Raw genomic sequence first — 12,429 nt, 5'->3', positions numbered from 1 at the left:
GAATAAGGGTGAGAAGATGAATAAACATCCTAAACGACTCCCAATCACCTTTACGGTTTTTATCGTTATCGTGACCTCCATATCCCTAGTATGGATTTATCAAACAATTTATCAGACGCCTATTGGAAAAAAGAGTGCATTGGCGCAAGAGGTAACAGGAAGCGATCAGCCTAAAAAAGTTGATTTAAAAACATTAATCCATGAATCTGAAAAAAGTGTTGTGCAAATAGAAGCTTCCGGCAGTAAGGGTAAGAGTATTGGTTCTGGCTTTGTCTTCAATCAAAAAGGCGATGTGATCACCAATGCCCATGTCATAAAAGACTACGAAACTGTGTTTATAAAAACGACAGATGCAAGAATGTATCCTGCAGCGGTAATCGGAGTAGGGAAAGATACAGATATTGCACTTCTACGTGTCCCTCAGCTCTCCAACCGCACACCGATGCAAATGGATCTTCAAGAGATCGGAGAAATTGGAGATGAAATTATAGCAATTGGAAGCCCTCTTGGATTACAAACCACCGTTACAATGGGAACCATTTCAGGTACTGATCGGGAATTTACAATTGATGGCTTCTCCTATCAGGATGCTTATCAAATTTCTGCGCCTATTACCCATGGGAATAGCGGCGGTCCCTTAATTCATAAAGATACTGGAAAAGTCATAGCCATCAACTCGGCAGGAGCTGAACAGGGCTCAATTGGCTTCAGTTTGCCTATTCAAAATGTGAAAGACCGTTTAGATAAATGGTCCAAGGAAGCAGATTCTAAAGACTTGACTTACACAAATTCGATTAAAACCCGTGACCTAACGCATGCCCAATTAAAGGAAGATGCAAAATACCTAGTCAATTACTTTCACGAAAGCATCCTGATGCGCGACTACATTAGCGCCTATTCCATGCTAGGAAGTGAATGGCAATCTAAGAAGACGTATCAGGAATTTCGTGATCAATACATTCATACCATCGACATAGATTTAACCGATCTAACCTTTGATGTAAACGATAAGAATCAAGTAAATGTAAGCTTTACTGCAAAAGAAACCGTGCATAATGAAAAGCAGGAGACTACATCTAAAACCTATCAGGGATCATTTTTAATTGGTTATGAGAATGATCAGTTTAAATTGTTAAAAGGAAATCGGGAATAAAAGTAATAAGGGAAAATGCAAGCGGAGGGTCACCTGCTAAGAGTAAGGTAGCTTTCCGCTTACTCTTTTGTTTGTTCCTCATCTCCCCCCTTGTCACACATTAGACATAAAGCCTTGAACAGTTTGTGAATCAATTCACAAACTTATTCCTCAAATGCCATAAAGTGATATAGTATAAGTGTAAAGAAAATCACTCACCAAAAGCCGGCGAATCCCGAGTGAACAACTAAAAATGAATGGTACTCTTTAGTACCAAAGGAGTGGTTCTTATGTTCAACAAAGTATTGCGTGAGAACAACATTGTAGCGGCACTTTTAACTATTATTCGAGTTTATTTAGGGTACACTTGGTTTATGGCAGGTTTTCATAAATTAACCGGGCCTAGTTTTGATGCAAATGGCTTCTTGCAAGGTGCTGTTGGGAAAGCAACTGGCGATCATCCTGCCGTTCAAGGCTGGTGGGCTGCGTTTCTAGATACGATCGCTATTCCGAACAGTGGATTGTTTAGCTTCCTTGTTATGTGGGGTGAGATCCTAGTAGGAGCTGCTCTTATACTTGGTATTTTCACCACATTCGCAGCCCTAATGGGAATTACAATGAACTTTGCTTTCTTGCTAAGTGGTACAACAAGCACAAATCCACAAATGGTTCTACTGACTATTTTCATTCTAGTTGCTGGGTATAATGCTGGTAAATATGGTTTAGATCGATATGTCATTCCATTTCTCCGCAAAAATGTTGAGAAAAAAATACATCACAAACCAGCGGAGGCCTTTCGGTAATATAAATAACGCCAGGTCACTCTAGTGACCTGGCGTTTCTTAAATGGACGATCCAAAAAGGCGTTTTCTCATTTTCTGTATACATACAAAGCGTCCACACATTTGGCTTCGTTACAAACCCTTCAAAGGCCACTCTATTTCCTGAACCAGAATGAGTGAGATCAAGAGGCAAATCCATCGGTGCATAAAGGAGGAGTGGATCTAGTGTATCCCTAAGGTGAAGATTAGGGTTTAATTCATCTCCATACCGAGCTTTCACCACAACCGGCTCTACTTCACTATTGAGGTGGATAAATTGAAAATAAGTTTCTCCTTCAGGTGGAATCTTTGATGGAAGAGGAAAAAGGCACACTGCTTCTGAGTCCTTATAGGGGTATACAAGATGCAAGGAAGGAGCATCCATTTTCTCGCTTCTTTTCTTTATCATTTGATACTCACCGCTCTTTAAGCACACATCATGAGTAAGATCTACTCTTCTACACGTCAAATTTAAAAAAATTGAGGAAGCGCAGTCGTGCTCTATGGTTGTTTCTTTAAATAAAGCCATAGAAACCCTCCAATCATGATCCCTGTTGCTTAAACCAAGATGAAAACATATAGGATGTACTCCCCTTTTGCTTAGCGGCATATAAAGCTTCGTCTGCTTTCTTTAGAATCTCAGCCTCAGTCTCAGCATCGTCTGGAGCCATCGCAACTCCAATGCTAAACCCAAAATGGATCTGTTGCCCGCCCACTTCTAAGGGCTTCTTCATAGTATCTATTACTCGGTTTGCAATCTTTTCAAGTTGTTCGTGGGATTCAATATCTGGAAGTAAGATGGCAAATTCGTCTCCACCAATACGAGAAACGAGGTCTTCTTCTCGTATGATGGAAAGGAGTCTTTTAGAAAGCGAGATTAACAGTTCGTCTCCAATGTCATGACCATGCGTATCATTGATCTTTTTAAATCCATTTCCATCTAAATACATGATTCCAAATTTATAGTGATCCGAACGCTTCACGCGAGCAATAGCTTTGTGAAGAAATTCTTCAAAGACTCTTCTGTTGGTTAGACCTGTTAAATAATCCGTATAGGCCATTTCTTTTAAAGATTGCTCCGCTTCTTTTCTCTTTGTAATATCCCGGGCAGTAAAGATGATTTTCGACACCTCTCCTCCCTCATCTAGAACCGGCTTCACACTCGCTTCCATCCAAATCGAATTCCCTTTGGATGGAATCATGCGATATTCGATCCGTTCGCTTTGCCTCTTTTGAATAGAGTATTGCAGTAATCTTTTCACTTCCTCTTGATCCTCTGAATACACGTATTCATATAAACTCCCCCCGATCATACGGAAGGGGCCGATCCCTAGAACAATTTCATGTGATGGAGATGCATACGTGATCGTCCCATCACGGTCTAGCATTTGAATCAAGTCCTGTGTATTGTTCGCAATTAATCGGTAGCGTTCTTGTGATTCTGACAAAGCTTGCTTTGCCATTTTCTCTTTCGTAATATCTTGGATAAACGCCACAACAGCCACTTGTTCACCTGATTCATCAGGCAAGGTTGTGAAGTTAGTCGAAATCCATACAGAGGTCCCATCTTTCCGTTTCCACTTAGAAGAAAACCGGGATATATTTTGACCTTTATTAAGTAATTCAAAGTGAGATCGAATGGATGATTGCAGGTCTGGCTGCAGCGTTTCCAATTTAACATCCATCAATTCTTCTTTACTGTAGCCAAACATTTGATAAAAGGCATGATTAACATTTAAAATATGCTGATCCATATCAAACATGACTAATGCCTCTTCTGTGTTATCAATGTACGATCGAAATAATCGATCTACATGCCGAACTTCAGTCGTTTTTATGGATAAATGACTTAAATTTCTTGTAATTCCAATAATGTGGGTAATTTTATTTTCTTCATTAAAAACTGGGTATAAAAACGTCTCTGCCTTGAATTGTCCATTTGGCAAAATCACATAATCAGAATAAGTAACTGAAGCATGGGTGTTAAACGTCTTATCATATTGTTTCTGTAAAAAATTCGCATCCTCTGAATTCATACATTCATGAATGGACGAGCCTATGTAATAAGATGATAGCCTGGCTAAGTCCATAGCTGCTTCATTCATATATTCGTAGAGATACTGTTGTTTTGTTTCCTTCTTCACTACTTTCATAACAAAGACTCCATCTGTTAACACTTTAGCAAATTCCTTAAGCGTTACAAGCTGTGAAGTGTGAAAGTTTTGAAGGAATTTTTCCATGCAAATCCCTCGCTCTATTCAAACCATTTTCTTCGATTTACTCTTACTTAATCATATCATAATTGTTAAGGATCCCATAGACAACACTCTCATTGCTCTCTTGGACGATTAGGGAAAGCATAAAAGTTCTACAGAACAGACCTTTTATAATACAATCAAATTAACATCTTTAGTAAAACTATATGAAGAAAGGGAAACGAACATGTAGAGTTTGTTTCAAGGGAGGAATTTAGATTTGGTTTGGATATTTCGTTTCTTTGTATTTTGGTATGTGTGTGGGTTCATTCTCTTAAGTTTTGACCTCATCCCACCCGCTTTAGAGTGGGCGAACGCTGTTTTCTTAATTGTGGCAGGGAGTATCGGAGGAATTTACTTCGTTAAGCGATTCGGGGGAATAATCGGCTCTTTATATAGTCTGTTTATCGTTGCCTTTTCCATCGCTGTGGAACATTTCGGCGTTCAATATCATTTATGGTTTGGGAGTTACCATTATGAACAAGACTTCGGCCCCATGATAAGCGGTGTACCGATCACGATTGGATTTGCATGGTTAATGGTTATAGCGGGATCGCATGAGATTGCCAGAGTCATTGCTCCACAAGGGAAATCGTTTTTCCTTTTATTCCTACTAACCGGGAGCTTACTTGCTGTATCGATTGATCTCATATTAGATCCGGTTGCTTATCATGTAAAAGAGTATTGGATTTGGGATGAACCGGGTATGTATTATAGCATCCCTTTTTCTAATTTTATGGGATGGTTTTTCTTAAGTCTTTTGTTCCACCTCATCGGCTATCCAGCTATTGTGAAAAGCCAATCAGAACCCCGCTGGGAATTCCGTATGTTCTTAGTGTTTGAAGGGGTACAAGGAATGTTCGTGTGGCTTGCCATTCTTGGACAGCTTTGGTTTGCATCTATAGTGGTAGGGTCTGTGATGTTCTTTACCATCACATTTTACATAAAGAAAAGGAGAAGTCTATGATACCCGCTAATAAAAGTTCTTTTTGGGAATGGGGATTTCACTTGGTGTTAAAACGAATGTTTCGGTTTCACTTCAATCATTTACACTATACAGGTCCCCTCCCTGCTTCACCAAATCACACCCTGTTTCTTGTAAACCATAGCGCTTGGTGGGATCCATTAATTATCTTTCTATTAAACAAGCATCTCCTAAAGGCGGATGGCTATGGAATGATGCACGAAGAAGGCGTTAAATCCTTTCCTATTTTTAAGCGAATTGGTACCTTCTCAATTAATCGTTCAAACCCTAAAGACGTAATTGCATCCTTAAACTATGCAAAAGACTTATTAGATAACGAAAAAGCAGTATGGATGTTCCCACAAGGAGAAGAACGCCCGCTTGAAATTCGTCCGCTTGGGTTTCAGCCAGGGGCTTCTTACCTTATCGAAAAAACGAAACAAATCCAAGTGATCCCTGTTTCCCTTTACTATACATTTGAAGGCACAAGAAAACCAAATGTCTATGTGAAACTAGGACAAAATCTCATGCCAAGCTTTGGTAATGAGCAAAACAGACGGCAACGAACAAAACATGTAGAGAAACTGTGTACAGATCAATTAGAAGAATTAAAACGTGAAGTAATCGAAAAACATCAATTTCACACACTCTTCTAAAAGGGGGATTCTCTTGTCCATTTACATACTCGGATTCATTGGGTTACAAACGATAGCCCTTCTCTGGATCCTTTTTAATAGCGCCTTTATAAAACCATTCGTTATCTCAGAGTCAAGTACACCAAAACCATTTGTCTCTGTGCTCATTCCGATGCGAAACGAAGAGAGAAATATTGAGGAGCTTATTCATTCTCTTCAAACACTCAGCTATTCATCTTTTGAGTGTATTTTATTAGATGACCAATCATCCGATCAAACTCGCCTTCTCACAGAAAGAGCCATTCAAAATGATCCCAGGTTCTCTCTTATAGAAGGCCAGCCATTACCAGAAGGGTGGAATGGGAAAGTCCATGGCTGTCATCAGCTGAGTCAATTTGCTGAAGGGGATCTTCTCTTGTTTATTGATGCTGATGTTCGACTAGCTCCGGATACGATTGAACGAACGATTTCTACAATGGCCAAGCATGATGCTGGTATGATCAGCGGGTTTCCTCATTACGGCGATCGCAGTCACTTATCTCAATTACTCGTAACGCTGCAACATTTTGTGGTGTATGCCCATCTCCCAACGATCATAGCCAATAAAACTAAGCTTCCTTCCTTCACGGCTGCATGTGGTGGGTTTATTGCCTTCACTAAAGAAGCTTATGAATCAATTGGAGGTCATGCATCCGTTCATTCTTCTCTTTTAGAGGATGTTCATTTAGCACGTGTCACAAAAAAGAATGGGTTTAAAATGCTCCTTGTCAATATCTCCTCTCATGTTACATGTTATATGTACGAGTCCATTCAAGAAGCTATTGAAGGATTTACGAAAAATATCTTTATTGGCATCAATAAATCGAAAGTGATTGCTTTTTTCCTTATTTGTTGGTATACCCTAATGTATATCGTTCCGACTCCACTATTTGTATATAGCATTTGGAGCGGGAATAGTATGCTCTCCCTCCCTCTCCTTATAAGCATAGCGCAAAAGGTTTGGGTCGATTATAAGAATGGGACTCTACTCCGTTATAGTCTCTTCATGCCTTTGTCAGCGTTATTATTCGTATTCGTCTTAGCACGATCTATGTACACTTCTATAACAGGAAAAGCCTATACATGGAAAGGAAGGTCTTACTCATGAAGAATATTGTGATCGTAGGGGGAGGGTTAGCTGGTCTTTCCGCTGCCATTCACCTTGCTTCTGAGGGGCATCAAGTGAAAGTATTTGAGAAGAATGAGCATTTTGGTGGGAAAATGAAATCCATTGATTTAGGGAGTTACCATTTCGACTTTGGACCAAATACCATTACAATGCCCCAAGTGTTTATAGAAACAATTAAAAAAGCCGGATTAAATCCTGCCGATTATATTTCCTTTAAGAAGATAGAACATCATACAAGAAATGTCTTTCCTGATGGTTTTGTATTCGACCTCTCTTCTTCTTCTTCATTCATGAAGGAACAACTAAAGAAGTTAGACCCTAAAGGCTCATCTAGATACCCTGAATTTCTAAAAAAAATCGAAAGCTTGTATACGTTGTCTCATAAGTACTTTTTGCACCGTACGTTTGAAAGCTTTAGAGATTATTTATCTCCTTCCTTAGGAAGAGCTCTTTTAAAAGTAAGACCTAATCAGACGATGCATGACTTCTTTCATACATACTTTGAAAATCCAAAAACGATTCAGGCCCTGGATCGCTACGCCACCTATATCGGCTCGAACCCTTACGTCGCCCCTGCTACATTTGCAATGATCGCTTATTTGGAACTGGTTGAAGGCGTATACTATGTTGAAGGCGGAAATACAAAAATCGCCGATGCCTTTGTACAAGCTGCTCTTCACCTTGGGGTAGAGCTTTTTGGCCACAAAATGGTAAGTAGAATCGAAACATCTGGCGGGGAAGCGTCTGGGGTTTACCTTGAATCAGGAGAATTTATACATGCAGATGAGATTATTATTAACGGCGACCTCTTAAAAGCTTATCCAAACCTAGTAAAAGAAGAAGACCGCCCCTCTTTCACAAATAAGAGGGTTAGAGAGTATGAACCTTCTATATCAGGGTTTGTCATATTAGCAGGACTTGATGGAAAGATGGAACAACTCCACCATCACCACCTTTTCTTCTCAAACAATTACAAAAAGGAATTTACACAGCTACAAAACGGAGAATATCCTGGTGACCCTACCATCTATATTTGCACTTCTTCTAAAAGTGATCCTACTGTCTCTCCAAACGGAGATAACTGTTTTATATTAGTCAATGCACCCGCAACAGGAAAAGACCGGGTACCTATTGATCCTGAAGCTTACAAAGAAGTGATTTATAAAAAACTAGAACGCTTCGGACTTTCTATAAGGGAAAAGATTCAGGTCGAGAAAATCTATACACCTGAGGATTTACGTGTAGACTTTGGTGCTTTTAGAGGATCTATATACGGGCCAGCGGCCAATAAGAAAAAAGACGCCTTCCTGCGGCCCTTTAATCGATCACAAGACATTAAAAACGTTTGGTTTGCCGGAGGAAGTACTCATCCTGGTGGCGGAAGCCCTATGGTTGTTCTTAGTGGGCAAAACGTGGCTAGGGCCATTCATAACAAACATTCATAAAGTGAATAATTTATATGAGCCTAAAAAGGCGTAAACCAAAATTGGTTTACGCCTTTAATAGTTGAATATCTGATAGAATACCCTTTTTCACGTCATCACTTACAAAATTCCGTTCATTAAATACTTGATAATGATTGTCGCGAATCGAAGGTAGGATCGCTTTATATAAATAAGCCGCTCCTTTTACTGGGGTTCTTGAATAGAGCGGGTATTCATGAATCGTTTCTAGAGCTCTTGCGTAATACATTTCTGCTTTCATCGCTAGATGCTCCCATATTTCAATAAAGGCTTCATTTATTTCATGCTCCCGCAGTTGTTCATAAGAATAACCGTACGTGTTAAGTAGTGTTGTAGGAATATAGAGGCGTTCTCTTTCTAAGTCTTCCCCAATATCTCTTAAAATGTTCGTCAATTGCATCCCTTTTCCTAGATCAATCGCACCTTGCCTTAATACCGCTTCTTTGCCAGGTGCTAAAACAGGCAACAACATAAGCCCTACTGTGCTAGCGACTTGATAACAATACGTTAACAGTTCATCCTCAGTCTCTACCACGTGAGGATCAATATCTTTCCGTTGTCCATCAATCATTTCCTGAAAGGGAATAGGGTCCATAGTGAACGAAGAGAAAACATCTTCTAAAGCGACCCACATGGGATCATCTTCTGGCACTTCTCCTTGTAAAAAGTTATGAAATTGTCTTTCAAATTCATCCAACTCTTTCTTTGGAGCACTTCCTTCATCTACTATATCATCGACTTTTCTACAAAAGGCGTATATCGCCCAGACGGCTCTTTTTTGCTTTTTTGGCAATAAAGAGAAGGCTTTAGAGAACGTTTTCGAATGCGTTTCTATAATGGTTTTACAATGGGAGTATGCGTTATTAACATTTATCAACCTTCGACCACCTCACTTACGTTGTAGTATACCATATGATGATCTTTTAGGTAATTAGAAAGAAGTTTGGCACCTTGCATAACGATTGGAACACCACCCCCTGGATGGATCGATGCACCTACTGCATAGACATTGTCTACTTCATAGGGCTTAAGTTGTGGACGGAATACACCTGATTGGAACAGAGTAGGGGCAATTCCAAAGCTCCCTCCTCCAAACAACCCTTCTCTCATAGATTCTTTCGGTGTTTTTATCTTGATCCACTCAATATGATCACGTAACCCCGGGTAGCCTCTCGCTTCTAAGTGGTCTAATACCATCTCGGTAAATGATTCTCTATGATTCTCCCAATCTAATTCCTCTCCTGAAGGCACCGGTACTAATGTATATAGAACCCCTTTACCCTCAGGGGCCAGAGAATCATCTACTAATGATGGATGAAAGGTATAAATGGAAGGGTCCTCAGGCAATTTCTTATGTTGGAACACATCTGCCATATGCTGGTCAAAGTTATCACTCATAATAAATTTGTGAATAGACGGTTGATCATAGTTACGATCTAATCCCATATAAACAAGAAAACAACCAGATGATGGAGTATAAGAGCGGTTCAACTTCTTCTCTTTTGGAAGAAGTTCATCCATAATAGGAAAGTCCCCATTCAGCACGATATCATCAAATGCTTTCCAATCACCATTCACAACAATTCCATCACAATGTCGATTTCGCACCCCTACATGTTCCACTGTGCTACCTGTCTTTAAGGTGACGCCACGCTCCTTGAGTTTTCCGATTAAAATATCAACTAAACTAGCATATCCACCCTTCAAGTACCAAATACCATGTTCGTGTTCGCTATAGGATACAAGAGAGTAAAGCGCAGGAGACTCTGCTGGATGCCCACCAATATAAAGTGTCTGGAGGGCGTACGTATTTTGGAGTTGTTCACTCTTAAAGTAACTTTTCATCATTTTCTTTACGTGTTGATAGGCTCTAAGTTTTACAAGCATTTGAATATTTTTAGGGGTGAAGAACTGTCGTTTCTTTACAAATTGTTGCTCCAAAAAATGCTGTTGACCCATATGAAATCGCCATTTCATATCTTGAATAAACCGTTCAAACCCTTCACCATCTCCAGGATAAAGGCGTTCAATTTCCTGCTTCTGTTTCTCAATATCTCGAAACTTCAACATTTGTTCACCATTTGTATAATCAACCGAATAAAGAGGGTCACAAGCAACAAGGGGAATCTCTTCTCTTGTAATGCCCCCCTCTTCTAAGATGGAGAGAAGCATCTCAGGCAAGAGCACAATCGTTGGCCCTTCATCCACCTTATAGCCCTCGTGCTCAACAAACTGGAGACGTCCTCCGAAATGGTCTTTTTGTTCGTATATAGTAATATCGTAGTTTTGATCTTTAGAAAGTAAAAGAGCTGTTACAAGCCCTCCTACACCTCCTCCTACGATTGCCAGGCTTCTAGTCATGCTTGTTTCACCTCCTCTGTTTCTGCTAACCAATTCGCTGTAATACGTGCGGATTCTAATATAGTCGGGAGTCCACTTCCAGGATGGGTTCCTCCTCCTACGATCCAGCAGTGATTTAATTCATTAAAGCGATTATGCGGTCTGAAGTACATCATCTGAGACAGTTGGTGCCCAAGATTAAATGTAGCCCCTCGGTAAACATTGTAGTCTTGCTCCCATCCCTTAGGGGTTAAGATCTTTTCTTCTTCGATTTGATCTTCAGTAATGGTAATACCGCCTTTATCCTTTAGCACATCTAAGACAAGATCTCTAAATGTTTCTTTCTCCTCGTCCCAGTCAATTTCTGAGAAATTGTTCGGCACAGGGGCTAATACGTAAAGGGCTGTTTTCCCTTTCGGAGCTAAGGTCGGATCTGTGATGGAAGCGTTATGAACATAAATAGATGGGTCATCTGAGAGGTCAAGAGACTTTGTAATCTCTTCAACATTCTTCTTATAATCATCCGAAAATATAATGCTGTGATGCGGAAGATTTATCTCCCCATCAATGCCTAAATACATCATGAAAGTGGAACAGCTGTATTTCTTTTTTTCCAGATTCTCGCTCTTATATTTCTTAAGAGCAGTTTGATCCACAAGCTGATCCATTGCCTGAGCAAAATCTGCATTTACAATAACCTCATCAGCCTCAACAACTTCTCCGTCTTCAAGTTGCAAGCCTGTTACATTTTTGCCGTTCGTCATTAATCGGGACACGCCTCGATCTAAATGAATGTGACCTCCGTATTCCTCAATCACTTTTGCCATGGCTTCAGATATTTGGTTCACCCCACCAATTGGGTGAAACACACCGTATTCGTGTTCCATATAAGAAAGGATTGAAAAAGCGCCTGGACACTCCCACGGAGACATCCCTAAGTATTTGGCCTGAAATGTGAACGCAAGCTTTAGTCGCTCATCGTCAAAATATTGAGATAAAACATCATAGAGTGACTTCCCTAATGCTAAATGAGGAAGAGCTTTTAAGGTTCTCGGTCGTACATAATCTATAAGTCGATGGTGACGATTTTGAAGCATTGGCATTAAAGCATTCATACGTTTTCTCGTTTCATTCATAAAACGATGGTAGCCCTCTTCACTGCCGGGAAATTGTTGGCTCAGTTCTGACGTCATCCGTTCAGGATCTCGGTACATTGTTACCTGTTGATCCTCAAATATAAGATCATACATTGGATCGAGTTCGACTAAATCCATGTAGTCATGAAGGTTTCGACCCGCAGCTTGAAATAACTCTTCTAATATATGGGGCATGCTGAAAAATGTAGGTCCCACATCAAACTGATAGTCTCCTAGTTTTAATTTTGCATTTCTACCTCCAACAACGCTATGTTTCTCATACACATGAACGTCATATCCTTTCGCTGTTAAGAGCATTGCTGAAGCCAAACCTCCTGGCCCGGCGCCTATAATGGCTATTTTTTTCATATCTTCACCCACCGTTATACATTTATTGTACATTCATTATACAACCAATTCCCTAGAACCGCAATTTTAAACTGTTTCATTATGAAAATTGGGCCTGAACACTACTCTCTTTCTACCTTAGAAACAGAATCACTCGGTATTTCCCC

The 12,429-nt window shown here is 40.0% G+C and carries 11 protein-coding genes; 6 read left to right on the top strand and 5 right to left on the bottom strand.

Features of this window, described 5'->3' with window-relative positions:
- Positions 1 to 16: 16 nt before the first annotated feature.
- Together QNI29_RS08935 and QNI29_RS08930 are read left to right on the top strand one after the other, a co-directional pair.
- Positions 17 to 1,153 (top strand): S1C family serine protease, encoded by a 1,137-nt coding sequence (locus QNI29_RS08935; RefSeq protein WP_231416154.1) that lies wholly within the window; start codon positions 17 to 19, stop codon positions 1,151 to 1,153.
- A gap of 269 nt (positions 1,154 to 1,422) precedes the next feature.
- Positions 1,423 to 1,935, top strand: coding sequence for a DoxX family protein (locus QNI29_RS08930; protein WP_231416153.1), 513 nt, complete (start codon positions 1,423 to 1,425; stop codon positions 1,933 to 1,935).
- Between the two features lie 16 nt (positions 1,936 to 1,951).
- Here QNI29_RS08930 and QNI29_RS08925 read toward each other — a convergent pair whose 3' ends face one another.
- Positions 1,952 to 2,482 (bottom strand): hypothetical protein, encoded by a 531-nt coding sequence (locus QNI29_RS08925; protein ID WP_231416152.1) that lies wholly within the window; start codon positions 2,480 to 2,482, stop codon positions 1,952 to 1,954.
- Positions 2,483 to 2,495: 13 nt separating this feature from the next.
- Complete coding sequence (locus QNI29_RS08920) at positions 2,496 to 4,193, bottom strand: sensor domain-containing protein (RefSeq protein ID WP_231416151.1); 1,698 nt, start codon at positions 4,191 to 4,193, stop codon at positions 2,496 to 2,498.
- Between the two features lie 235 nt (positions 4,194 to 4,428).
- On the opposite strand from QNI29_RS08920, the gene QNI29_RS08915 reads away from it, so the two are divergent.
- The 4 genes from QNI29_RS08915 to QNI29_RS08900 are packed head-to-tail and all read left to right on the top strand — an operon-like array spanning position 4,429 to position 8,420.
- Positions 4,429 to 5,175 carry a carotenoid biosynthesis protein gene (locus tag QNI29_RS08915; RefSeq protein ID WP_231416150.1) on the top strand — a complete coding sequence of 249 codons (747 nt, stop codon included), beginning with the start codon at positions 4,429 to 4,431 and terminating at the stop codon, positions 5,173 to 5,175.
- 56 nt (positions 5,176 to 5,231) lie between these two features.
- Positions 5,232 to 5,828, top strand: coding sequence for a lysophospholipid acyltransferase family protein (locus QNI29_RS08910; protein WP_255688199.1), 597 nt, complete (start codon positions 5,232 to 5,234; stop codon positions 5,826 to 5,828).
- Between the two features lie 13 nt (positions 5,829 to 5,841).
- Positions 5,842 to 6,954: a glycosyltransferase family 2 protein gene (locus tag QNI29_RS08905; protein ID WP_231416148.1), complete on the top strand. Its 1,113-nt coding sequence runs from the start codon at positions 5,842 to 5,844 to the stop codon at positions 6,952 to 6,954.
- Positions 6,951 to 8,420 carry a phytoene desaturase family protein gene (locus QNI29_RS08900; protein WP_231416147.1) on the top strand — a complete coding sequence of 490 codons (1,470 nt, stop codon included), beginning with the start codon at positions 6,951 to 6,953 and terminating at the stop codon, positions 8,418 to 8,420. Before QNI29_RS08905 ends, QNI29_RS08900 begins: the two co-directional genes overlap by 4 nt.
- Positions 8,421 to 8,466: 46 nt before the next feature.
- Here the strand turns inward: QNI29_RS08900 and QNI29_RS08895 are convergent, their stop codons facing one another.
- Genes QNI29_RS08895 through QNI29_RS08885 form a run of 3 tightly spaced genes read right to left on the bottom strand, consistent with a single transcriptional unit; the run spans position 8,467 to position 12,283 of the window.
- Complete coding sequence (locus tag QNI29_RS08895) at positions 8,467 to 9,315, bottom strand: phytoene/squalene synthase family protein (RefSeq protein WP_231416146.1); 849 nt, start codon at positions 9,313 to 9,315, stop codon at positions 8,467 to 8,469.
- Positions 9,312 to 10,799, bottom strand: coding sequence for a phytoene desaturase family protein (locus QNI29_RS08890; protein ID WP_231416145.1), 1,488 nt, complete (start codon positions 10,797 to 10,799; stop codon positions 9,312 to 9,314). Before QNI29_RS08890 ends, QNI29_RS08895 begins: the two co-directional genes overlap by 4 nt.
- Positions 10,796 to 12,283, bottom strand: a complete 1,488-nt coding sequence (locus QNI29_RS08885; protein ID WP_231416144.1) for a phytoene desaturase family protein — start codon at positions 12,281 to 12,283, stop codon at positions 10,796 to 10,798. The genes QNI29_RS08890 and QNI29_RS08885 overlap by 4 nt, the downstream gene beginning before the upstream one ends.
- Between the last annotated feature and the right edge of the window lie 146 nt (positions 12,284 to 12,429).

It is taken from the genome of Pontibacillus chungwhensis (genome assembly GCF_030166655.1).
Lineage (GTDB): Bacteria > Bacillota > Bacilli > Bacillales > BH030062 > Pontibacillus.
The sequence above is the reverse complement of the archived record's forward strand: the minus strand, read 5'-3'. Positions and strand labels throughout refer to the sequence as shown.

Bases quoted from the DNA above. Each gene is read 5' to 3' on its own strand.
- QNI29_RS08935 (WP_231416154.1), top strand. From the start codon at position 17: ATGAATAAACATCCTAAACGACTCCCAATCACCTTTACGGTTTTTATC.
- QNI29_RS08930 (WP_231416153.1), top strand. From the start codon at position 1,423: ATGTTCAACAAAGTATTGCGTGAGAACAACATTGTAGCGGCACTTTTA.
- QNI29_RS08925 (WP_231416152.1), bottom strand. From the start codon at position 2,482: ATGGCTTTATTTAAAGAAACAACCATAGAGCACGACTGCGCTTCCTCA.
- QNI29_RS08920 (WP_231416151.1), bottom strand. From the start codon at position 4,193: ATGGAAAAATTCCTTCAAAACTTTCACACTTCACAGCTTGTAACGCTT.
- QNI29_RS08910 (WP_255688199.1), top strand. From the start codon at position 5,232: ATGTTTCGGTTTCACTTCAATCATTTACACTATACAGGTCCCCTCCCT.
- QNI29_RS08900 (WP_231416147.1), top strand. From the start codon at position 6,951: ATGAAGAATATTGTGATCGTAGGGGGAGGGTTAGCTGGTCTTTCCGCT.
- QNI29_RS08890 (WP_231416145.1), bottom strand. From the start codon at position 10,799: ATGACTAGAAGCCTGGCAATCGTAGGAGGAGGTGTAGGAGGGCTTGTA.
- QNI29_RS08885 (WP_231416144.1), bottom strand. From the start codon at position 12,283: ATGAAAAAAATAGCCATTATAGGCGCCGGGCCAGGAGGTTTGGCTTCA.